We start from the raw sequence: 20,547 nt of genomic DNA, 5'->3' as shown, positions 1-20,547 counted from the left end.
AGGTGGCGGTATTGGACGAAGCCGGAGCGTTCGGCGAGGCGGTCGTAGAGCTGCATGGCGGTGTGGTTGCTTTCGTGGGTCAGCCAATGCACCCGCGAGCAGCCGGCAGCGGCGGCCTCGCGGTAGACATGTTCGATCAGTTGGCGACCGACCCCCGCGCCGCGCAGGCTTTCGGCGACGAACAGGTCCTGCAGGTAGCAGTAATCGCCGGTCGTCCAGCAGGAGCGGTGGTAGATGAAGTGCACCAGGCCCAGGGCTTCGCCGTCGCGCCAGGCCAGCGCGGCGTGCATGGGTTCGGCGGGGTCGAGGAAGCGTTGCCAGGTGCGCGCGCTGGTGTCCGGCGGGATCGCGGTGGCATAGAAGCGCTGGTAGCCCTCCCAGAGGGGAAGCCAGGCGGCGTGATCGTCGCGACCGAGGGGGCGGATGTCGAGGTGCATGGGGATCTCCGGGAGGGCCGTCAGTGGCCGGAATCGTTCATCGTGGCCGCGAGGGCCCGGGCCTGCGGGTCGTCGCTGTCCAGCAGGCCGGCGCGGACGCCCGCCACGTCGGCCGGCGAGCGGTTCTGGCTGAGTTTCCACTGGCCTTCCAGGCCACGGATCGGCAGGGCGAAGCCGACGATGGCGCGCAGCAGGCCGTCGAGGTAGTCGCGCGGCGCATCCTCCAGTGCCCAGGGCCGCGGTCGTCCGGCCTCGTGACGGGCGCTCAGGCGCTCGACCAGGCGATACAGGCGCGGCCCGTCGTCGAACACCTCGGCCTGGCCGTAGGCGTGCACCGCCACGTAGTTCCAAGTGGGCACCACCCGGCCGTGCTCGGCCTTGCTGGCGTACCAGGACGGGCTCACGTAGGCGTTGGCGCCGACGAACACCGTCAGCGCCTCGGCTCCGGCGGCGAGGTCCTGCCAGTGCGGATTGGCCCGGGCGAAGTGCCCGTAGAGGGTGCCCTTGTCGCCCTCGCCGGTTTCCAGCAGCAGGGGCAGATGGGTGGCCAGCAGGCCCTGCTCGCCGTGGCTGACCAGGGTGGCCAACGGCGCTTGCTCGATCTGGGCATGCAGGCGGGCCAGGTCGTCCTGGCGGAAAGCGGCGGGGCGGTGCATGACGAATCTCCTGGCGCGGTGGAACCATCCTAGGCAGGATATTGGTCCGTTGTAAGCGCCATTTCCGGCGACTTTCATGGAGCCAATCAGGAGTCCGCCATGGCCGATGCGCCCGCCCTGCCGTTCGATTTCGCCGGCATTCACCTCGACCCCGGCCAGGGCCTGGCGCGGCAGCTGTACCGCGCGCTGCGCGAACGCATCCTCGACGGCCGCCTGCCCGGTGGCGTGCGGCTGCCGGCCAGCCGCGACCTGGCGCAGCGCCTGGGGGTTTCGCGGAACACCGTGATGCGCGCGTTCGAGCAATTGCACGCCGAGGGCTACGTGGATGGTCGCACCGGCGACGGCACCTACGTCGGCGGCTTCGCCAGCGCGCCCAAGGCTCCGCGGCCGAGCGCCGCGCGCTGGCCGTCCGGCGCGGGCCTGGCGCGGGCGCGCGAACATGCGCGGCCGCCATTGCGCAGCGGTCCGCCGCGGGCATTCCGCGTCGGCGTACCGGCCTTCGACCTGTTTCCCTTCGACACCTGGTCGCGCCTGCAGGCGCGCTTCTGGCGCAAGCCGCCGCCCGAGGCCCTGGGCTACGGCGATCCGGCCGGCGACGCCCAGTTGCGCGAGCTGATCGCCGCCTACCTGCGCACCGCGCGGGGCTTGCACTGCGATCCGGCGCAGGTGGTGATCACCTGCGGCGCCCAGCAGGCCATCGGCCTCTGTGCGCAACTGCTGCTGGATCCCGGCGACCGGGTGGCGGTGGAGAACCCTGGCTATCGCGCCGCCGCCCATGCCTTCACCCTGGCCGGCGCGCGGCTGTGCGGCGTTGCGCTGGATGCCGACGGTCTGGACACCGCCGAGCTGGCGCGCCTGCCGGACTGCCGGCTGGTCTACCTGACGCCCTCGCACCAGTACCCCACCGGGGTGACCCTGTCGTTGGCGCGGCGCCTGGAGTTGCTGGAGTGGGCGGAGCGCAGCGACGGCTGGATCCTGGAGGACGATTACGACGGCGAGTACCGCTACGACGGCACGCCGCTGGCGCCGCTGGCGGCCCTCGATCGCCAGGGCCGGGTGCTCTACGTGGGGACCTTCTGCAAGATCGCCTTTCCGGCGCTGCGCCTGGGCTACCTGGTGCTGCCGGCGCACCTGGCCGAGGTCTTCGCCCGGCGCCGCTCGGCGGACATGCGGCATTCCGAGGTCGGCACCCAGGCGGTGATGGCGGCGTTCATCGCCGAGGGGCATTTCCAGCGCCACGTGCGTCGCATGCGCCAGGCCGCGCGCGCTCGCCGCGACGCGCTGCTGCGCGGCTGGCCGCAGGACATCGCCGGTTGCGCGGCGCTGCCGCCGGTGGCCGCCGGCCTGCACCTGTGCGTGCGGGTCGAGAGCCTGGCGCGGGAGCGCGAATTGATCGCCGCCGCCGAATCGGTGGGCGTGGAGCTCAATGGCCTGAGCGAGTACTGGCTGGAGGACGGCGCCCCGGCGGCGGAGTGCCGCGCGGGGCTGGTGCTGGGGTTCGCCGCGGTGCCCGAGGCGGCGATCGGCGAGGCGCTGGCGGCGTTGCGCCGGGCCTGGCGCTGATCAGTCGACGCGTTCGCCGCAGAGGTCGAGGGCGAACCACTGCTCCGTCTCGGCCTGGGACAGGCCGGCGCCGAGCAGGGCGAACAACTTGCCCAGCGCCGCTTCGCGGGTCATCCCGCCGGCCGAGACCAGCCCGGCGTCACGCAACAGACTGCCGGCGGCGTACACGTCGAAGGCCACGTGGCCCTGGCAGCACTGGCTGACGGCGGCCAGCACCACGCCGCGGGCATGGGCATCGCGCAGCATGGCGAGCAGCTCGGCATCGTCCGAGGGGCCGGTGCCGCTGCCGTAGCATTCCACCAGCAGCGCGCGCGCGCCGCTGGCCAGCAGCGCCTCGACCTGGGCCGCGCGGATGCCCGGGAACAGCGGCAGCACCGCCAGCTCCACCGGCTGGCGACGGACACGATAGTCGAGGCTGGCCGGGATGCCCTCGGCGCGGGCGCCCTGGCGTTCCCGCGGCAGCTCGGCGAAGGCGTCGAAGGCATCGCTGCGCAGCTTGCTCGCCCGCGCCCCGTGCAGCAGCGCGCCGGCGAAGTACAGGTACACGCCGGCCGCGACGCCTCGCTCGAGGCGCGCCACGGCGCCGAACAGGTTATCCCAGGCGTCGCTGCCCTCGGCACCGGCCGGCAGCATAGAGCCGGTTAGCAGCACCGGAACCGGCAAGCCGAGCAGCAGGAAGCTCAGGGCCGCCGCGCTGTAGGCCAGGGTATCGGTGCCATGCAGCAGCAGCACCGCGTCGCAGCCGTCGGTCTGCACCGCGGCGACGATGGCGTCGCGCATCGCCAGCCAGTTGTCCTGGCGCATGTTGGCGCTGTCCAGCGGCGGCGACAGTTCGCGAAAGGTCCAGTGGGGGAACGGGCGTTCGGGGTGGGCGGCCTGCTCGGCGCGCAGGCGCGCCTCGAAGCCGGAGGCGGGCGCCAGGCCGGCTGCGCTCATCTGCATGCCGATGGTACCGCCGGTGTAGAGCACGAGAAGCTTACGAACGGCAGTCATGCCGCGCTCCTTCTTGTCGAGGGGGAAAGGGCCGTTCGGTGAGGCGGCCCGGGTCGCCGGAGGGGCGAAGGCGCGCGGCACCCTGGGGCGCCGCGGCAGGCTGAATCAGTGGTGCGCGGGAAGCGGTTGCACGCCGGTGTCGGTCAGGCTGTCGACGCGCGGTGCAACCGGCCAGGCCTCGGGGTCGAGGTCCAGGTCGGCGAACTTGGCGGCGTCGAAGACCGGAGTCTTGATGCCGGCGCGACGCTGGTCGTCGTAGTCACGCAGCACCCGCAGGCCCACCTTGACCAGCATGGCCAGGGCGATCAGGTTGACGAAGGCCAGGCAGGTCATGGTGATGTCGGCGAAGGCGAACACGGTGGAGAGGTTCTGCACCGAGCCCCAGACGATCAGCGCCAGCACCAGACCGCGATAGACCAGCAGCACCGGGCGGCTGCGGCCGGCGAGGAAGCGCAGGCTGTTTTCGCCGAGGTAGTAGTTGTAGAGGATGCAGGTGAAGACGAACAGCGACAGCGCCACGCTGACGAAGATCCGCCCCCAGTCGCCGACCACCGCCGCCAGGGAGTTCTGGGTGAGGACGATGCCGTCGCCTTCGAAGCCGGGGGTGTAGAAGCCCGACAGCAGGATCAGCAGGGCGGTGCAGGTGCAGATGACGAAGGTGTCGAGGAACACGCTGAAGGCCTGCACCACGCCCTGGGAGGCCGGGTGCTGGACGGAGGCCACCGCGGCGACGTTGGGCGCGCTGCCCAGGCCGGCTTCGTTGGCGAACACGCCCCGCTTGACGCCCATCACGATGGCGCTGCCGAGCAGGCCGGCGAAGGCCGGGTCGAGGCCGAAGGCGCTCTTGATGATGGTCTCCAGCATGGCCGGGACGTGCTCAATCTGGGTGGCGATGACGTACAGGGTCACGCCGATGTAGGCCAGGGTCTTCACCGGCACCAGCAGGTCGGACACCGAGGCGATGCGCTTGATGCCGCCGAAGAACACCAGGCCGAGCAGGACCGCCAGGGCGATGCCGGTGATTTGCGGGTCGAAGCCGAAGGCGTTCTGCAGCGAATGGGTCACGGTGAAGGATTGCAGGCCGTTGAAGGCGAAGCCGTAGGTCACCAGCAGCAGCACCGAGAACACGATGGCCATGCCTTTCAGCTTCAGGCCGTGCTGGATGTAGTAGGCCGGGCCGCCGCGGTACAGGCCGTCGCCGTCGGCGCGCTTGTACAGTTGCGCCAGGGAGCACTCGAAGAAGCTGCTGGACATGCCGACCAGGGCGGTCACCCACATCCAGAACACCGCGCCCGGGCCGCCCAGGGTTACGGCGATGCCGACCCCGGCGATGTTACCCGCGCCGACGCGGCCGGCGAGGCTGAGCATCAGCGCCTGGAAGGAACTGAGCTGGCCGGACTGGCTGCGCACCGAGTCCTTGAAGACCGAGAACATGTGGCCGAAATAGCGGATCTGCACGAAGCGCGAGCGCACCGTGAAGTAGGTGCCCAGGCCGACGATGAGGACGATGAGCAGTTTTCCGGACAGGAAGTCGTTGAGTGTTTCGAGCATGGGTAACCTCGATTTCTTGTTTTTTCGGGGCGATGCCGACGGCTGCCCGGGGACGGCTGTCTTCGCGAAGCGCGCATGGTTGGGCAAGCGCCGGGCCGACGCAATTTCGCGGCTCGTTACGAAGTGACGCGAGTCGATGCTATAGTCGCGTCACTCGCATCCACCGTACCGCACCATGTCCACGCCGCTTTCCAGCAACCTCAAGCTGCTCTGCAGCCACTACCGCTCGATCGCCGAGATCTGCCGCAAGCTGGCGATCAACCGCGCCCAGTTCAACAAGTACCTCAGCGGCCAGAGCCGACCGACGGCCTACAACCTCAAGCGCATCGGCGACTTCTTCGGCGTCGAGAGCTACGAGCTGGGCCTGCCCCCCGAGCAGTTCGCCAAGCTGGTCGGCGCCCGCGGCGGCGAATCCACCGCCAGCGCCGGCGCCGATCCCCTGGGCGCCCTGCTCGAGCCGCTGCGCCAGCAGGCCGGCAGCCTGTCGCGCTATTGCGGCTACTACTTCGAATACGCCAACTGCATGTCGGTGCCGGGGAGCATCCTGCTGTCCCTGGTGCACCTGCACGAGGACGCCGGCAACTTCCTCTTCGAGCGCCAGGAACGCCAGGAGCGCGCCAGCAGCAACAGCGGCCCGGCGGAGGATTGGGTGCGCTGCCGCTACCTGGGCGCGGCCTTCAACCTGCAGGACCGGCTGTTCCTCCTGGACTACGAGTCGCTGACCCTCAACGAGATGAGCCAGACCATCCTGATCCCCAGCTTCAAGAGCCGTATCACCCGGCTCAACGGCCTGAAGACCGGGGTGTCCAGCGGCGACCGGCGCACCCCGGCCTGCACCCGGGTGGTGTGGGACTACCTGGGCACCGAGATCAACCGGGTCGCCGCCTATCGCCAGGTGATGCTCTATGCGCCGGACGATCCGCGCATCGACGACGACATCCGCCAGCGCCTGGCCGGCGCGCGGATGCGCCACGGGCTGTTCGAGATCGAGTGAAGGGCAGGCCGCGAGGGGCATAAAAAAGGGGGAGCCGTGGCTCCCCCGAAAGTCGGCGCGCGGGGCGCGCCGCCTGGTGATCAGGCGCTGTGGGGCAGCAGCCGCGGGGCGATCATGTTCTCCGGGCGCAGGATGTCGGCCAGGGTGGCCTCGTCCAGCAGGCCTTCCTCGCGCACCAGTTCCAGCACGCCGCGGCCGGAAATCAGCGCTTCGCGGGCGATGCGGGTGCTGTTCTCGTAGCCGATGTAGGGGTTGAGCGCGGTGACCAGGCCGATGGAGTGTTCCACCAGTTCGCGGCAACGCGCTTCGTTGGCGGTGATGCCGACGATGCAGTGCTCGCGCAGCATGTCCATGGCCCGCTGCAACAGGCGGATCGAATCGAAGATCTTGTAGGCGATCAGCGGTTCCATGACGTTCAGCTGCAGTTGCCCGCCTTCGGCGGCCAGGGTCAGCGCCAGGTCGTTGCCGATCACCTCGAAGGCCACCTGGTTGACCGCCTCGGGGATCACCGGGTTGACCTTGCCCGGCATGATCGAGCTGCCTGGCTGGCGCGCCGGCAGGTTGATCTCGTTGATCCCGGTGCGCGGGCCGCTGGAGAGCAGGCGCAGGTCGTTGCAGATCTTCGACAGCTTCACCGCGGTGCGCTTGAGCATCCCGGAGAACAGCACGAAGGCGCCCATGTCGGAGGTGGCTTCGATCAGGTCGGCGGCCGGTTGCAGCGGCTGCCCGCTGATCGCCGCGAGGCGCTCCACCGCGAGCTTCTGGTAGCCGGGGTCGGCGTTGATCCCGGTGCCGATGGCGGTGCCGCCCAGGTTGACCTCGGTGAGCAGCTCCGGCGCCAGGCGCTTGAGGCGGTCGAGGTCTTCGCCGAGGGTGGTGGCGAAGGCGTGGAACTCCTGGCCCAGGGTCATGGGCACCGCGTCCTGCAACTGGGTGCGGCCCATCTTCAGCACCTGGCCGAACTCCACGCCCTTGGCGGCCAGGGCCTGGATCAGGCTGTCGAGGCTGGCGAGCAGCGCGTCGTGGCCGAGCAACAGGCCCAGGCGGATGGCGGTGGGGTAGGCGTCGTTGGTCGACTGCGCCATGTTCACGTCGTTGTTCGGGTGCAGGTACTGGTATTCGCCCTTGGCGCGGCCCATGGCTTCCAGGCCGATGTTGGCGATCACCTCATTGGCGTTCATGTTGGTCGAGGTGCCGGCGCCGCCCTGGATCATGTCCACCACGAACTGCTCGTGGAAGTCGCCGCGGATCAGCCGCGCGCAGGCTTCGCTGATCGCCGCGTGCTTGGCCTCGCCGAGGTGGCCGAGCTGGCGGTTGGCGTCGGCCGCGGCCTGCTTGACCATGGCCAGGGCGACCACCAGTTTCGGGTAGTGCGACAGCGTCACCCCGGACAGGCGGAAGTTGTTCACCGCGCGCAGGGTCTGGATGCCGTAATAGGCGTCGGCGGGGACTTCGAGGGTACCGAGCAGGTCTTTTTCGAGGCGGAAGGATGCAGCGGAGGACATGATGGCGGGTATCTCGGGCAATACGGCTGAGCCGCGATAGGGCCGTAGGATAGGGCTCCGGGCCGATCGCAGACCAATGCTGTTAAACGCTGGGGTATGCATAATCGGCATACTGTCGCTGTGACGCCGGCCCCTCGCCGCGCGTGTGCCCTACCACCGCCGCCCGGGGAGCGCCGATGAACCTGGAAACCAAATGGCTGGAAGACTTCGTCGCCCTGGCCGTCACCCGCAGCTTTTCCCAGGCCGCCACGCGGCGCTTCGTCACCCAGCCGGCGTTCAGCCGGCGCATCCGCAGCCTGGAGGCCACCCTCGGCCTGACCCTGGTCAACCGTGCGCGCACGCCGATCGAGCTGACCGAGGCCGGGCAATTGTTCCTGATCACCGCGCGCAGCCTGGTGGAGCAGCTCGGCGAAGTGGTGCGCCACCTGCATCACCTGGAGGGCCAGCAGGGCGAAGTGTTGCAATTCGCCGCGGCGCATTCGCTGGCCCTGGGCTTCTTCCCGCAATGGATCGCCCGCCTGCGCGCCGATGGGCTGGGCTTCGCCAGCCGGCTGGTGGCGGCCAACGTGGGCGAGGCGGTGCACGCGCTGCGCGAGGGCGGCTGCGACCTGATCCTGGCGTTCTACGACCCCGACGCGGCCCTGCAAATGGACCCGGAACTGTTCCCCTCGATGCCCCTGGGCGGCACCGAGATGCTGCCGGTCTGCGCGGTGGACGCCGCGGGCCGACCGCTGTTCGACCTGGAAAGCGGGCAGAGCGTGCCGCTGCTGGCCTACAGCGCCGGGGCCTTCCTCGGGCGCTCGGTCAACCTGCTGCTGCGCCAGCGCGCGCTGCGCTCCACCACGGTCTACGAGACGGCGATGGCCGACAGCCTGAAGAGCATGGCCCTGCAAGGGCTCGGCGTGGCCTGGGTGCCGCGCCTGAGCATCACCGCCGAACTGGCGCGGGGCGAATTGGCGATCTGCGGTGGCGAGCAATGGCAGGTGCCGCTGGAGATCCGCCTGTACCGCTGCGCCCTGGTGCGCAAGGCGGCGGTGCGCCTGCTCTGGCGCAAGCTGGAAAGCGGCCTCGGCATGTAGCCGGGGGCGTCGCGCAGCGGTGGGGCGGGCGCATCACCCGGTGCGCCGCTGGCCGCGCGCGGCGCGGGGACAGGCGGTCGCGGCGGATGCGCCCCGGGCATGGCTTTAGGCTATACTGCGCCGCCTCAAAAACCGGCGTCGCCGTCGGTTTGCCCGTACATGCCAAGCCACGCCCCCGCCGCGTGGCTTGTTGGTTTTTGTCGCGCCCTCCGGCGCACAACGAAGAGGCACGACGATGAGCGCACTGGTAGGCCTGATCATGGGCTCCAAGTCCGATTGGAGCACCCTCAGCCACACCGCCGAGATGCTGGACAAGCTGGGCATTCCCTACGAAGTGAAGGTGGTGTCCGCGCACCGGACCCCGGACCTGCTCTTCCAGTACGCGGAACAGGCCGAGGCCCGGGGCATCCAGGTGATCATCGCCGGCGCCGGCGGCGCCGCGCACCTGCCGGGCATGTGCGCGGCCAAGACCCACCTGCCGGTGCTCGGCGTGCCGGTGCAGTCGTCGATGCTCTCCGGCGTCGATTCCCTGCTGTCGATCGTGCAGATGCCGGCCGGCGTGCCGGTCGCCACCCTGGCCATCGGCAAGGCCGGCGCGGTCAACGCGGCATTGCTGGCGGCGAGCATCCTCGGCCATGGCCACCCGCAGTTCCACGTCGCCCTCAAGGCGTTCCGCGACGAACAGACCCGTAGCGTGCTGGACCAGCCGGACCCGCGCGACGCCTGAGGGCGGGGCGCAGACGAACAACCAGAGTAAGGGGCAGGACATGAAAATCGGCGTAATCGGAGGCGGCCAACTGGGCCGCATGCTGGCACTGGCGGGTACGCCGCTGGGCATGGACTTCGCCTTTCTCGACCCGGCGCCCGACGCCTGCGCCGCCGCCCTCGGCGAACACATCCGCGCCGACTACGGCGATCAGGACCACCTGCGGCAACTGGCCGACGAAGTCGACCTGGTGACCTTCGAGTTCGAGAGCGTGCCGGCCGAGACCGTGGCGTTCCTGTCCCGCTTCGTCCCGGTCTACCCCACCGCCGAGGCGCTGCGCATCGCCCGCGACCGCTGGTTCGAGAAGTCGATGTTCAAGGACCTCGGCATCCCCACGCCGGCCTTCGCGGACATCCACTCGCAACCCGATCTCGACGCCGCGGCGCAGGCCATCGGCCTGCCGGCGGTGCTGAAGACCCGCACCCTGGGCTACGACGGCAAGGGCCAGAAGGTCCTGCGCGACGCGGCCGATGTCGCCGATGCCTTCGCCGAACTGGGCAGCGTGCCCTGCATCCTCGAAGGCTTCGTGCCCTTCACCGGCGAGGTCTCGCTGATCGCCGTGCGCGCCCGCGACGGCGAAACGCGCTTCTACCCGTTGGTGCACAACCGCCACACCGACGGCATCCTGCGGCTGTCCGTCGCCAGCACCGACCATCCCCTGCAAGCCCTGGCGGAAGACTATGCCGGCCGGGTGTTGAGCAAGCTGGCCTACGTCGGCGTGCTGGCCTTCGAATTCTTCGAGGTGGACGGCGGCCTGAAGGCCAACGAGATCGCGCCGCGGGTGCACAATTCCGGGCACTGGACCATCGAGGGCGCCGCCTGCAGCCAGTTCGAGAACCACCTGCGCGCGGTCGCCGGCCTGCCGCTGGGCTCCACCGCCAAGCGCGGCGAGAGCGCCATGCTCAACTTCATCGGCGAAGTGCCGCCGGTGGCCCAGGTGGTCGCCCTGGAAGACTGCCATCTGCACCACTACGGCAAGGCCTTCAAGGCCGGTCGCAAGGTCGGCCACGCCACCCTGCGCTGCGAGGACCGCGCCACCCTCGACCGGCGTATCGCCGCGGTGACCGCGCTGATCGAGGGCTGACCCGTCGTGCCGCGGGGCCTTCGGCCCCCGCGGCGTCGATGGGACGAACTGTCCGCCGGCTCCCGCTGTCCGATTTTCCACGCGGCGCTCGCCGCGTCCCTCGTGAGCAAAGGAGTATCAGCATGGGCATCATCGGTACCATCTTAATCGGCCTGATCGTCGGTCTCGTCGCACGTTTCCTCAAGCCCGGCAACGACAGCATGGGCTGGATCATGACCATTCTGCTCGGCATCGGCGGTTCCCTCGCCGCCACCTACGGCGGCCAGGCCCTGGGCATCTACCAGGCGGGCGAAACCGCGGGCTTCATCGGCGCGGTGGTCGGTGCCATCGTCCTGCTGGTGATCTACGGCTTGATCAGCAAGAAGTGATTCCGGCCGGGCCGTCCGGGACCCCGCGTCCCGGATCGGCGCCCCGTCTGGATCCGCCCGAAGCCGCTGTCCGGCACATGCCTGCGCAGCGGTGAGGCTTGGTCGGAGCCGCATCGACGTTCTCTCATCCGCCTTCGCCCGATCGTTTTTCCTGCGAAGCTTGGCTCCGTACGAAGGTGCACCCGCTCGGTGATGCCGCGCTAGAAACAGGCTCGGAGTGCTCATACGACCCTAGGCAGCCCGTGCGCGCCGGGGTAGCCTTTCGCGCCACGTCTCCGCCGAGTTCCGCCATGCGCCGCCTGCTGCTCTTGTCCCTTCTGCTGTGCCTGCCCCTGGCCCACGCCGAACCCCCGGAAACCGACTGGCTCGACCTGCTGCCGGCGGAGGACCGCAAGGCGCTCGAGGACATGCCGGAAATCCTTCACGACACCCCCGAGGCCGATGGCGACTTCACCCGCAAGGGGGGGTTGAAGCAAGGCCAGGACCTGCCGCCGGTGATGTATTCGGCGCGCACCGTGGCGGCCCTGAACGGCAAGTCGCTGCGGCTGGGCGGCTACCCGGTGCCCCTGGAAACCGACGGCAAGGGCCGCAACACGCTGTTTTTCCTGGTGCCCTATCCGGGCGCCTGCATCCATGTCCCGCCGCCGCCGCCGAACCAGATCGTGCTGGTGCGCTACCCCAAGGGCGTTCGCCTGGACGATATCTACGAACCGCTGTGGGTGAGCGGCACGCTGAAGGTCGAGAAGGTCAGCAACGACCTGGCGGATGCCGCCTACGCCCTCGACGCCACGCAGGTGCGCCTGGTCGAAGACAGCGACATGCAGTAGGGGCCGACCCAGGCGCTACCGGGCCGGGGCGGGCCCACGCCGGCGCGCGGCGCGCACCCAGTAGATCTTATAGAGGCCCTGGGCGAGGAACCCCGTTGCCAGGGCCAGGGTGATGATCACCCCGCTCCATTGGGCGCCGAAATAATCGGTGGTCGCGGTGTTGCCCGGCGAGGCCGGGTCATAGAGGTCGTGGACGCGCTCGCCGACCTCATAAGACCCGTGGAATCCGCCTTGGGGGTAGGACACCCGCGCCCCCGCTCGGCTGGTGAACTCGATCTCCGGGTGCGCGGCGCCCGCATTGAGCTTCACCACCACGCCCTCCGCGCGCTCGGCGCGCTCGAGAAAGGCCACGTGGCTGGCGTAGCAGAACCCGGCGATGACCAGGAAAACCAGGCCGGCCAGGCTGCACAGCATCCCTTGCAGGGTTTCCTGGGGTTCGGGCCGGTCTCGCGAGGACTTGGACATGGTTGGTTTCCGATGACGTGACGAGCCCGGCGGGGCGGGCTTGAAGCGGGTTGGATTTCCGGGCTGGCGGCGCGGCGTTCCTGGTTTCGGTCCGCCCAGTGGATCGCGGCTCAGCCCGGCAGCGCCTCGCTCCAGAGCGTGACGCCCATGGCGTGGCGTTCGCCGGGTTGGAGCACCAGGACGTCGTCCATCACCCGCGCGGTCTCGATGCACAGCATGCCGCGCCAGGCGTCGTCGGCGAATTGGCTGAGGCGTTTGGCCTTGTCGATCCAGGGGTTCCAGAGGATCGCCGAATGCGACGCGTGGCTTTCCAGGTGGATGCGGCGCTGCCAGGCCTCGTCGAGGATGCTCAGGCGCGGCGGCACCTCCAGGTAGATGCGGTCGGTCTCGCCGTCGAAGCCGGGCGCGTCGTCCTGGCGGCAGCGCTGCCAGTCTTTCAGGGTGTCGAGGTAAGGCGCGTTCTCCAGGCCCTCCACCCGCGTCCGGGTCACGTCGCCCACGGCGAAATAGGTGTGCAGCGCCTGGCTCAGGGTAATCGGCCGCTCGCCCAGGTTGTGGCTTTCCAGGCTCAGGTGCAGGCGCTCGTCGAGGCGGATGCGCAGGGTCAGTTCGCAGGCCTCCGGCCAGTTCGGCAGGGGATGCTCGCGGCTGTCGAGGACGAAGGCGAGCTGCACCGCCTCGGCGCTGTGTTCCACGCCGTGCAGGCGCCAGTCGATGCCGCGTACCAGGCCGTGGGCGGGGGCCGCCTCGTCGCCCTGGTAATGTGCCTGGACCGCCGGCGGATTGCGTCGCAGGTCGCCGAACCAGGGCCAGCACACCGGCACCCCGCCGCGCACCGACTGGCCGCGGCGGTAGGCCGCCTGCTCGCTCAGCCAGATCAACGGCGCTTCGCCGTCGCGGCCGTAGCGCAGGACCTGCGCGCCCTGTTGCGTCACCAGCAGCTCGGTGCCGCCGTGGCGCAGGCGCCAGCAGGTCAGCTCGTCCAGGTCGAGGCGCTCGACCGACGGGGAAGGGGCGTGCGGGGGCTGCTGCATGGGGACTCCTGTCTGGCGTGTCATGGTCATGCGTGGGGCATCGCGCGGCGGCCGGGGTTCCCGGCCGACGAAGGCATGCGGCGGGAGGCGCGTCGTCGCGAGTCGCCTCGGCGCGCCTCTGCCGAGGTCGAGCGGGGCGCCCCGGCCTCAGCGGCGCGGCGGGACCGGCCGGGTGCGCCCGCTGCCGTCGATGGCGACGAAGACGAACACCGCCTCGGTGACCTTGCGCCATTCGCTGGAAAGCGGGTCGTCGCTCCAGACTTCCACCAGCATCTGGATCGAGCTGCGGCCGATCTCCAGGGTCTGGGTGTAGAACGACAATTGCGCGCCCACCGCCACCGGGACCAGGAAGGCCATGCGGTCGATGGCCACCGTGGCTACCCGGCCGCCGGCGACCTTGCTGGCCATGGCGGTGCCGGCGAGGTCCATCTGCGCCACCAGCCAGCCGCCGAAGATGTCGCCGAAGCCATTGGTTTCCCGCGGAAGCGCGGTGATCTGCAAAGCCAGGTCGCCCTGGGGAATGGGATCTTCTTGTTCGAGTTCGATCATGCCTGGGGTGCCTCTACCCCGCGATTTCTCATGTTCGGCGCCGCCGGCGAAGGTGCTCGGGGCTTGCCTGTCACAGCTGACGCGACGGGATGTGCGCGGCGCCGGCGTCGGTGCGCGGCGGGCGAATCCCGTGGGCGAAAAAGCGGATTCGCGGCCGGACCGCCCACCACCAGGATCGCTCGTCGACGCACTATCGCAGTTTCCACGGCGCGCGGCGTGCTTTTTCGCCCGGACGGCCCGGGACAGGCCCGTCGCAGAGGGTCGCGTCGAGGCGCAGTATATCGGGCGTGCCGGCCGCCGACGACCGCCGCGGCGGCTTTTCCCGGAGGCGGGGTGGCGCTGGGTCTGCCCGAATCAATTTGCTATCGTGCGGCAGCGTCGCGCCAGCGACGTCCTACTTTCCAATGAGAAGCCTAACGCCATGTCCTCCGTGCCCGACAGTTCCGCGCCGCGCGCGCTCACCCGCAGCGACTACAAGACCCTTTCCTTGTCCGCCCTGGGGGGCGCGCTGGAATTCTACGATTTCATCATCTTCGTGTTCTTCGCCACCGTGGTCGGCAAGCTCTTCTTCCCCGCCGACATGCCGGAATGGCTGCGGTTGTTCCAGACCTTCGGGATCTTCGCCGCCGGCTACCTGGCCCGGCCGCTGGGCGGCATCGTGATGGCGCACTTCGGCGACCTGCTCGGGCGCAAGCGCATGTTCACCCTGAGCATCTTCCTGATGGCGGTGCCGACCCTGCTGATGGGCCTGCTGCCGACCTACGCGCAGATCGGCATCCTCGCGCCCCTGGCGCTGTTGCTGCTGCGGGTGATCCAGGGCGCCGCCATCGGCGGCGAAGTACCTGGCGCCTGGGTGTTCGTGGCCGAGCACGTGCCGCCCCGGCATATCGGCTACGCCTGCGGCACTCTCACCAGCGGGCTGACCTTCGGCATCCTGCTCGGCTCGCTGATGGCCACCCTGATCAACAGCCTCTACGACGCCGCGGAAGTGCAGGCCTATGCCTGGCGGATTCCCTTCATCGTCGGCGGGGTGTTCGGCTTGTTCTCCGTGTACCTGCGGCGCTGGCTGCACGAGACGCCGGTATTCGCCGAACTGCAGATGCGCAAGGCGCTGGCGGAGGAAATCCCGCTGAAGACGGTGGTCCGCGATCACCGCGAGGCGGTGGTGCTGTCCATGCTGCTGACCTGGGTGCTGTCGGCCGGCATCGTCGTGGTGATCCTGATGACCCCCAACGTCCTGCAGAGCGCCTACGGCTTCGACGCGGCGACCGCCCTGCGCGCCAACAGCCTGGCGATCCTCTTCCTCACCGGCGGCTGCATCCTCGCCGGCGCGCTGGCCGACCGCTTCGGCGCCGGGCGCACCTTCATCGTCGGCAGCCTGCTGCTGGCGGCGACGTCCTGGACTTTCTACACCCAACTGCGGGTGCACCCGCAGTGGCTGATGCCGCTGTACGCCCTGACCGGTCTCTGCGTCGGAGTGATCGGCGCGGTGCCCTACGTGATGGTCAAGGCCTTCCCGGCGGTGGTGCGCTTCTCCGGGCTGTCGTTCTCCTACAACCTGTCTTACGCGATCTTCGGTGGGCTGACCCCGATGGCCGTGGCCCTGCTGCTCAAGTACAGCCCGCTGGGCCCGGCCTACTACGTGATCGCGCTGTGCGGGCTGGGCCTGGCGGTCGGGGTCTACCTGCTGCGCCGCGGCCGCTGAGCCCACGGCGAAGCCCTCATCCGAGGCTGCCCGGGCGAAGCCGCGCCGGATTGGACGCCTGCTCGGCGAGCGCGGCTGACCGGTAGCGGCGGTCGCGCCGCTCAGTCCTTCGCCGTGACCCGCCAGATGGCGTTGCCGACGTCGTCGCTGACCAGCAGCGCGCCCTTGCCGTCCTCGGCGACCCCCACCGGGCGGCCCATGGCCTGTTGCTTCGAGTCGAGGAAGCCGGTCAGCACGTCGAGCGGTTCGCCGTTGGGCTGACCGTTGGCGAAGGGCACGAAGATCACCTTGTAGCCGCTGTGGGGCTCGCGGTTCCAGGAGCCGTGCTGGCCGACGAACAGGCCTTCGCGGAAGCGTTCGGGCAGCGCGGTGCCGGAGGCGAAGGCCAGGCCGAGGGACGCGGTGTGCGGGCCGAGGGCATAGTCCGGCATCCGCGCCTTGGCCACCAGGTCCGGCCGCTGCGGCTCGACCCGGCTGTCCAGGTGCTGGCCGTAGTAGCTGAAGGGCCAGCCGAAGAAGTCGCCGTCGCGCACCGCCGTGGTGTAGTCCGGCACCAAGTCGCTGCCGATCTCGTCGCGCTCGTTGACCACCGTCCACAGCGCGCCGCTCCGGGGTTCCCAGGCCATGCCGTTGGGGTTGCGCAGGCCGCTGGCGAACAGCCGCTTGTGCCCGCTGGCGCGGTCCACTTCCCAGATCGCCGCGCGGCCTTCTTCCTGGTCCAGGCCGTTCTCCGCCACGTTGCTGTTGGAACCGACGGTCACGTACAGCAGGCGGCCGTCGCGGCTGGCGATGACATTCTTGGTCCAGTGGTGGTTGATCGGCCCGGCCGGCAGGTCGGTAAGCGGGCTGCCGGCGGCTTCGATACGGGTGTCGCCGCTGCGGTAGGGGAAGCGCAGCAGGGCATCGGTGTCGGCCACGTACAACTGGTCCTCGACCAGCGCCATGCCGAACGGCGAGTGCAGGCCCTGGAGGAACACCGTGCGGATTTCCGCCACGCCGTCGCCGTCGGCATCGCGCAGCAGGGTGATACGGTCGGGGCTGGGCACCCCGGCGCCGGCGCGTTTCATCACCAGCCCGGAGGCCCATTTCTTCAGGCTGAAGCCGCCGTCGTGCTGTTCCGGCGCGTTGCTTTCCGCCACCAGCACGTCGCCGTTGGGCAGCACGTGCAGCCAGCGCGGGTGGTCGAGGCCGCTGGCGAAGGCGTTCACCTTCAGCCCCTCGGCCGCCCGCGGCGTGGTGCCGGCGGGCCAGCCCACCGCCGGGGCGATGTTCACGGTGGGCAGCAGGGTGGCGTTGGGCGCCGGCAGCTGCGGGCGCGGACCGGTGCCGGCGGCGACCGTCAGGGTGGCGTTCTCGCCGCAGCCGGCCAGGGCGGCTGCGAGCAGGGCGAGCGAAGCGGGGCGCAGCATGGTCATCGGTCGATCTCCTCTCGGGCCCACGACGCTCCATGCGTCGCGTACTGGCCATTCATCCAAACGTCATAAAGCGGTCATAGAGTGTTCATCGGGCCTGTCGATACTGGCCCCCGTTCCATCCCACCCTTTCCGCTAGGAGTAAGGCATGAAATTGAAGCGTTTGATGGCGGCCCTCACCTTCGCCGCTGCTGGCGTGAGCGCCGTTAACGCGGTTGCCGCCATCGACCCGGCCCTGCCGACCTATGAAAAGACCACCGGGGTCTCCGGCAACCTGTCCAGCGTGGGGTCCGACTCCCTGGCCAACCTGATGACGCTGTGGGCCGAGGAATACAAGAAGCTCTATCCGAACGTCAACATCCAGATCCAGGCCGCCGGTTCCTCCACCGCGCCGCCGGCGCTCACCGAGGGCACCGCCAACCTGGGCCCGATGAGCCGCACCATGAAGGACAACGAGCTGCAGGCCTTCGAAGAGAAGTACGGCTACAAACCCACCGCCGTGCCGGTCGCCATCGACGCCCTGGCGGTCTTCGTGCACAAGGACAACCCGATCAAGAGCCTCGACCTGGCGCAGGTCGACGCGATCTTCTCCAGCACCCGCCTGTGCGGTGGCGAGAAGGAGCTGAACACCTGGGGCGACCTCGGCCTCACCGGCGAGTGGGCGAACAAGCCGATCCAGCTGTTCGGGCGCAACTCGGTTTCCGGCACCTACGGCTACTTCAAGGAAGAAGCCCTGTGCAAAGGCGACTTCCGTTCCAACGTCAACGAGCAGCCGGGTTCCGCCTCGGTGGTGCAGTCGATCTCCAGCACGGTGAACGCCATCGGCTATTCGGGCATCGGCTACAAGACCGCCAGCGTGCGTGCGGTGCCGCTGTCGAAGAAAGGCGGCGAGATCGAGGAAGCCAACGAGGCCAACGCGCTCTCCGGTAAGTACCCGCTGGCGCGCTTCTTCTACGTCTACGTGAACAAGGCGCCGAACAAGCCGCTGGAGCCCCTGGAGGCCCAGTTCGTCAAGATGGTCCTGTCCAAGCAGGGCCAGGAAGTGGTGGTCAAGGACGGTTACATCCCGCTGCCGAGCAAGGTAGTGGAAAAGGCCCGCAAGGATCTGGGCCTGTAACACGCGACATCGCGGCAAGGAAGCCGGAGACGCCCGCCACTGCGCAGTGGTGGGCGTCGTCACGTCACTCGAGTGTAATTTTTCTGTCACACAACCCCTCTAGGGTGTGCGCATGAATGACCGGGCCCCGACACCATGACCGCTTCTGAGAATACGCAACGGCTGGATTTCAACACGCCGGCTCTGCAGCGCAAGCGCCGCGTCCGTGCCTTCAAGGACCGCCTGGCGCGCTGGTACGTGTCCATCGGCGGCCTGGCCGTGCTGGGCGCCATCACCCTGATCTTCTTCTACCTGGCCCACGTGGTGCTGCCGATCTTCCAGGGTGCCGAGCTGACCCTGCGCCCGGCGTTGCAGCCGGCCTGGCTGGGCAGCGAGGAACGCCCGCTGCTGCTGGCCATCGAGGAGCAGAACCAGGTGGCGATGCGCCTGGATCGCCTCGGCCACCTGCAGTTCTTCGATCTCAAGGACGCCCGCGCCCTGAGCCGCCTGCAATTGCCGATCCCGCAAGGCGTGAGCATCGTCTCGGTGGCCGAGGACGAACCCGGCAGCCGCCGTGCGCTGGTCGGCCTGTCCGACGGCAAGGCCCTGGCCTTCCAGGTCAACTACAAGGTGAGCTACCCGGACAACCGCAAGATCATCACCCCGGACATCGAATACCCGTTGGGCGAGACACCGGTGGTCCTCGACCCCCGCGGCCGGCCCCTGGAGCACGTCGCGGCCAGCCTGAACGGCACCAGCCTGCTGGTCAGCGGCTCCACCGGCAGCGAGCTGCACGCCCTGAGCTTCGAGCGGCGGGAGAACCTCCTCACCGGCGAGAGCAGCCTGGAGGAAACCCGCCTGGACCTGCCGCAGATCGCCGACCCGATCCGCGCCATCCTCATCGACCCGCGCCAGCTCTGGCTGTACGTGATCAACGGCGCCGCCACCGCGGATGTCTTCGACCTGCGCAAGAAGACCCTCAACGGCCGCTATGCGCTGCTCGACGGCGACGCCCGGGTGACCACCGCCAGCCCGTTGCTGGGCGGCATCTCGCTGATGATCGGCGACTCCGCCGGCGGCATCCGCCAGTGGTTCATGGTCCGCGACAAGAACGGCAAATCCCGGCTGACCTTCGTCCGCGAGTTCCAGCTCGGCGACGCGCCGATCACCCAGATTCTTCCCGAGGAACGCCGCAAGGGTTTCCTCGCCCTCGACGAGAAGGGCACCCTGGGGGTCTTCCACAGCACCGCGCACCGCACCCTGCTGACCCAGTCGGTGCTCGACGGCGCCGGCATCGGCGCCCTGTCGCCGCGGGCCAACCGCATCCTTCTGGAGCGCGCCGGGCAGTTCCAGCCGGTCAACCTGCGCAACCCGCACCCGGAGATTTCCTGGAGCGCGCTGTGGGGCAAGGTCTGGTACGAAAGCTACGACGAGCCGCGCTACGTCTGGCAGTCCACCTCCGCCAACACCGACTTCGAACCCAAGCTGAGCCTTTCGCCGCTGACCTTCGGCACCCTCAAGGCGGCCTTCTACGCCATGCTGATGGCGACCCCGCTGGCGATCGCCGCGGCGATCTACACCGCCTACTTCATGGCCCCGCGCATGCGCCGCAAGGTCAAGCCGATCATCGAGCTGATGGAGGCGCTGCCGACGGTGATCCTCGGCTTCTTCGCCGGGCTGTTCCTGGCGCCCTACGTGGAAGGCCACCTGCCGGGGATCTTCAGCCTGCTGCTGCTGATGCCCCTGGGCATCCTGCTCGCCGCCTTCGCCTGGAGCCGCCTGCCGGAACGCATCCGCCTGCGCGTGCCGGACGGCTGGGAGGCGGCGCTGCTGATCCCGGTGATCCTGCTGGTCGGCGCCCTGGCGCTGGGCATGAGCGGTTACCTGGAGAACTGGTTCTTCGGCGGCGACATGCGCGTCTGGCTGCACGACCGCGGCATCCCCTTCGACCAGCGCAACGCCCTGGTGGTGGGCCTGGCCATGGGCTTCGCGGTGATCCCGAACATCTTCTCCATCGCCGAGGACGCGGTGTTCAGCGTGCCGCGCAGCCTCACCTTCGGCTCCCTGGCGCTCGGCGCCACGCCCTGGCAGACCCTGACCCGGGTGGTGATCCTCACCGCCAGCCCGGGGATCTTCTCGGCGCTGATGATCGGCATGGGCCGCGCGGTGGGCGAGACCATGATCGTGCTGATGGCCACCGGCAACACGCCGATCATGGACGTGAACATCTTCCAGGGCCTGCGCACCCTGGCCGCCAACGTCGCGGTGGAAATGCCGGAGTCGGAAGTCGGCAGCACCCACTACCGGGTGCTGTTCCTCGCCGCGCTGGTGCTGCTCAGCTTCACCTTCGTGATGAACACCCTGGCAGAGCTGATCCGCACCCGGCTGCGCAAGAAATATGCGTCGCTATGATCCTCGGCCCCAGGCGGGCCTTCCCGACCAATCGCCGCGCTCGCGCGGCGC

General features: G+C 69.3%; 19 protein-coding genes. 10 read left to right on the top strand and 9 right to left on the bottom strand.

Features of this window, described 5'->3' with window-relative positions; translation table 11 throughout:
* Positions 1–437: GNAT family N-acetyltransferase (locus OGL92_RS20230; RefSeq protein ID WP_263147199.1), on the bottom strand; the 437-nt coding region annotated here is incomplete at its 3' end.
* Positions 438–457: 20 nt separating this feature from the next.
* Positions 458–1,093: an FMN-binding negative transcriptional regulator gene (locus tag OGL92_RS20225; protein ID WP_263147196.1), complete on the bottom strand. Its 636-nt coding sequence runs from the start codon at positions 1,091–1,093 to the stop codon at positions 458–460.
* Between the two features lie 99 nt (positions 1,094–1,192).
* On the opposite strand from OGL92_RS20225, the gene OGL92_RS20220 reads away from it, so the two are divergent.
* Positions 1,193–2,656: a PLP-dependent aminotransferase family protein gene (locus tag OGL92_RS20220; RefSeq protein WP_263147195.1), complete on the top strand. Its 1,464-nt coding sequence runs from the start codon at positions 1,193–1,195 to the stop codon at positions 2,654–2,656.
* Here OGL92_RS20220 and OGL92_RS20215 read toward each other — a convergent pair whose 3' ends face one another.
* Both OGL92_RS20215 and OGL92_RS20210 read right to left on the bottom strand, forming a co-directional pair.
* Entirely contained in the window at positions 2,657–3,649 is a 993-nt protein-coding gene (locus OGL92_RS20215) for an asparaginase (RefSeq protein WP_263147193.1), read from the bottom strand.
* 105 nt (positions 3,650–3,754) lie between these two features.
* Positions 3,755–5,200, bottom strand: a complete 1,446-nt coding sequence (locus tag OGL92_RS20210) for an alanine/glycine:cation symporter family protein (protein WP_263147192.1) — start codon at positions 5,198–5,200, stop codon at positions 3,755–3,757.
* 175 nt (positions 5,201–5,375) lie between these two features.
* Here OGL92_RS20210 and OGL92_RS20205 point away from each other — a divergent pair, with 175 nt between their 5' ends.
* The gene (locus tag OGL92_RS20205) at positions 5,376–6,194 is read left to right on the top strand and encodes a helix-turn-helix transcriptional regulator (RefSeq protein ID WP_263147189.1); all 819 of its coding nucleotides are present in this window, start codon (positions 5,376–5,378) and stop codon (positions 6,192–6,194) included.
* Positions 6,195–6,274: 80 nt separating this feature from the next.
* Here the strand turns inward: OGL92_RS20205 and OGL92_RS20200 are convergent, their stop codons facing one another.
* Entirely contained in the window at positions 6,275–7,699 is a 1,425-nt protein-coding gene (locus tag OGL92_RS20200) for an aspartate ammonia-lyase (protein ID WP_263147187.1), read from the bottom strand.
* 176 nt (positions 7,700–7,875) lie between these two features.
* On the opposite strand from OGL92_RS20200, the gene OGL92_RS20195 reads away from it, so the two are divergent.
* From OGL92_RS20195 to OGL92_RS20175, 5 genes are all read left to right on the top strand, one after another.
* Positions 7,876–8,778, top strand: coding sequence for a LysR substrate-binding domain-containing protein (locus tag OGL92_RS20195; protein ID WP_263147185.1), 903 nt, complete (start codon positions 7,876–7,878; stop codon positions 8,776–8,778).
* Between the two features lie 235 nt (positions 8,779–9,013).
* The gene (purE, locus tag OGL92_RS20190; protein WP_263147182.1) at positions 9,014–9,505 is read left to right on the top strand and encodes a 5-(carboxyamino)imidazole ribonucleotide mutase; all 492 of its coding nucleotides are present in this window, start codon (positions 9,014–9,016) and stop codon (positions 9,503–9,505) included.
* Positions 9,506–9,545: 40 nt separating this feature from the next.
* On the top strand, positions 9,546–10,628 hold the full coding sequence (locus tag OGL92_RS20185) for a 5-(carboxyamino)imidazole ribonucleotide synthase (RefSeq protein ID WP_263147179.1): 1,083 nt from the start codon (positions 9,546–9,548) through the stop codon (positions 10,626–10,628).
* A gap of 122 nt (positions 10,629–10,750) precedes the next feature.
* Complete coding sequence (locus OGL92_RS20180) at positions 10,751–10,996, top strand: GlsB/YeaQ/YmgE family stress response membrane protein (protein ID WP_263147176.1); 246 nt, start codon at positions 10,751–10,753, stop codon at positions 10,994–10,996.
* A 290-nt stretch (positions 10,997–11,286) separates the two neighbouring features.
* Positions 11,287–11,823, top strand: coding sequence for a DUF3299 domain-containing protein (locus OGL92_RS20175; RefSeq protein ID WP_263147173.1), 537 nt, complete (start codon positions 11,287–11,289; stop codon positions 11,821–11,823).
* 15 nt (positions 11,824–11,838) lie between these two features.
* Here the strand turns inward: OGL92_RS20175 and OGL92_RS20170 are convergent, their stop codons facing one another.
* The 3 genes from OGL92_RS20170 to OGL92_RS20160 all read right to left on the bottom strand — a co-directional run bounded on the left by OGL92_RS20170 (position 11,839) and on the right by OGL92_RS20160 (position 13,871).
* The gene (locus OGL92_RS20170) at positions 11,839–12,288 is read right to left on the bottom strand and encodes a DUF3592 domain-containing protein (RefSeq protein ID WP_263147170.1); all 450 of its coding nucleotides are present in this window, start codon (positions 12,286–12,288) and stop codon (positions 11,839–11,841) included.
* Positions 12,289–12,398: 110 nt separating this feature from the next.
* Positions 12,399–13,322, bottom strand: coding sequence for a D-hexose-6-phosphate mutarotase (locus OGL92_RS20165; RefSeq protein WP_263147168.1), 924 nt, complete (start codon positions 13,320–13,322; stop codon positions 12,399–12,401).
* 147 nt (positions 13,323–13,469) lie between these two features.
* Positions 13,470–13,871: an acyl-CoA thioesterase gene (locus tag OGL92_RS20160; RefSeq protein ID WP_263147166.1), complete on the bottom strand. Its 402-nt coding sequence runs from the start codon at positions 13,869–13,871 to the stop codon at positions 13,470–13,472.
* 421 nt (positions 13,872–14,292) lie between these two features.
* On the opposite strand from OGL92_RS20160, the gene OGL92_RS20155 reads away from it, so the two are divergent.
* On the top strand, positions 14,293–15,576 hold the full coding sequence (locus OGL92_RS20155) for an MFS transporter (protein ID WP_263147164.1): 1,284 nt from the start codon (positions 14,293–14,295) through the stop codon (positions 15,574–15,576).
* A 101-nt stretch (positions 15,577–15,677) separates the two neighbouring features.
* Here the strand turns inward: OGL92_RS20155 and OGL92_RS20150 are convergent, their stop codons facing one another.
* On the bottom strand, positions 15,678–16,991 hold the full coding sequence (locus tag OGL92_RS20150) for a sorbosone dehydrogenase family protein (protein ID WP_263147161.1): 1,314 nt from the start codon (positions 16,989–16,991) through the stop codon (positions 15,678–15,680).
* 145 nt (positions 16,992–17,136) lie between these two features.
* Between OGL92_RS20150 and OGL92_RS20145 the strand changes: the two genes are divergently transcribed.
* Together OGL92_RS20145 and OGL92_RS20140 are read left to right on the top strand one after the other, a co-directional pair.
* Positions 17,137–18,105: a phosphate ABC transporter substrate-binding protein PstS family protein gene (locus OGL92_RS20145; protein WP_263147158.1), complete on the top strand. Its 969-nt coding sequence runs from the start codon at positions 17,137–17,139 to the stop codon at positions 18,103–18,105.
* A gap of 135 nt (positions 18,106–18,240) precedes the next feature.
* Positions 18,241–20,496, top strand: coding sequence for an ABC transporter permease subunit (locus tag OGL92_RS20140; RefSeq protein WP_263147155.1), 2,256 nt, complete (start codon positions 18,241–18,243; stop codon positions 20,494–20,496).
* The last annotated feature ends 51 nt before the right edge of the window (positions 20,497–20,547 follow it).

Origin of the sequence: Pseudomonas sp. RIT-PI-AD (assembly GCF_025642785.1) — a bacterium.
Lineage (GTDB): Bacteria > Pseudomonadota > Gammaproteobacteria > Pseudomonadales > Pseudomonadaceae > Pseudomonas_T.
Note: the sequence above shows the minus strand (reverse complement) of the source record. Positions and strands in the feature narration are given on the sequence as shown.

Coding starts and splice junctions, on each gene's coding strand:
- OGL92_RS20145 (WP_263147158.1), top strand. CDS start 17,137: ATGAAATTGAAGCGTTTGATGGCGGCCCTCACCTTCGCCGCTGCTGGC.
- OGL92_RS20140 (WP_263147155.1), top strand. CDS start 18,241: ATGACCGCTTCTGAGAATACGCAACGGCTGGATTTCAACACGCCGGCT.
- OGL92_RS20200 (WP_263147187.1), bottom strand. CDS start 7,699: ATGTCCTCCGCTGCATCCTTCCGCCTCGAAAAAGACCTGCTCGGTACC.
- OGL92_RS20225 (WP_263147196.1), bottom strand. CDS start 1,093: ATGCACCGCCCCGCCGCTTTCCGCCAGGACGACCTGGCCCGCCTGCAT.
- OGL92_RS20215 (WP_263147193.1), bottom strand. CDS start 3,649: ATGACTGCCGTTCGTAAGCTTCTCGTGCTCTACACCGGCGGTACCATC.
- OGL92_RS20220 (WP_263147195.1), top strand. CDS start 1,193: ATGGCCGATGCGCCCGCCCTGCCGTTCGATTTCGCCGGCATTCACCTC.
- OGL92_RS20155 (WP_263147164.1), top strand. CDS start 14,293: ATGTCCTCCGTGCCCGACAGTTCCGCGCCGCGCGCGCTCACCCGCAGC.
- OGL92_RS20160 (WP_263147166.1), bottom strand. CDS start 13,871: ATGATCGAACTCGAACAAGAAGATCCCATTCCCCAGGGCGACCTGGCT.
- OGL92_RS20165 (WP_263147168.1), bottom strand. CDS start 13,322: ATGCAGCAGCCCCCGCACGCCCCTTCCCCGTCGGTCGAGCGCCTCGAC.
- OGL92_RS20195 (WP_263147185.1), top strand. CDS start 7,876: ATGAACCTGGAAACCAAATGGCTGGAAGACTTCGTCGCCCTGGCCGTC.
- purE (WP_263147182.1), top strand. CDS start 9,014: ATGAGCGCACTGGTAGGCCTGATCATGGGCTCCAAGTCCGATTGGAGC.
- OGL92_RS20175 (WP_263147173.1), top strand. CDS start 11,287: ATGCGCCGCCTGCTGCTCTTGTCCCTTCTGCTGTGCCTGCCCCTGGCC.
- OGL92_RS20180 (WP_263147176.1), top strand. CDS start 10,751: ATGGGCATCATCGGTACCATCTTAATCGGCCTGATCGTCGGTCTCGTC.
- OGL92_RS20150 (WP_263147161.1), bottom strand. CDS start 16,991: ATGACCATGCTGCGCCCCGCTTCGCTCGCCCTGCTCGCAGCCGCCCTG.
- OGL92_RS20210 (WP_263147192.1), bottom strand. CDS start 5,200: ATGCTCGAAACACTCAACGACTTCCTGTCCGGAAAACTGCTCATCGTC.
- OGL92_RS20170 (WP_263147170.1), bottom strand. CDS start 12,288: ATGTCCAAGTCCTCGCGAGACCGGCCCGAACCCCAGGAAACCCTGCAA.
- OGL92_RS20205 (WP_263147189.1), top strand. CDS start 5,376: ATGTCCACGCCGCTTTCCAGCAACCTCAAGCTGCTCTGCAGCCACTAC.
- OGL92_RS20185 (WP_263147179.1), top strand. CDS start 9,546: ATGAAAATCGGCGTAATCGGAGGCGGCCAACTGGGCCGCATGCTGGCA.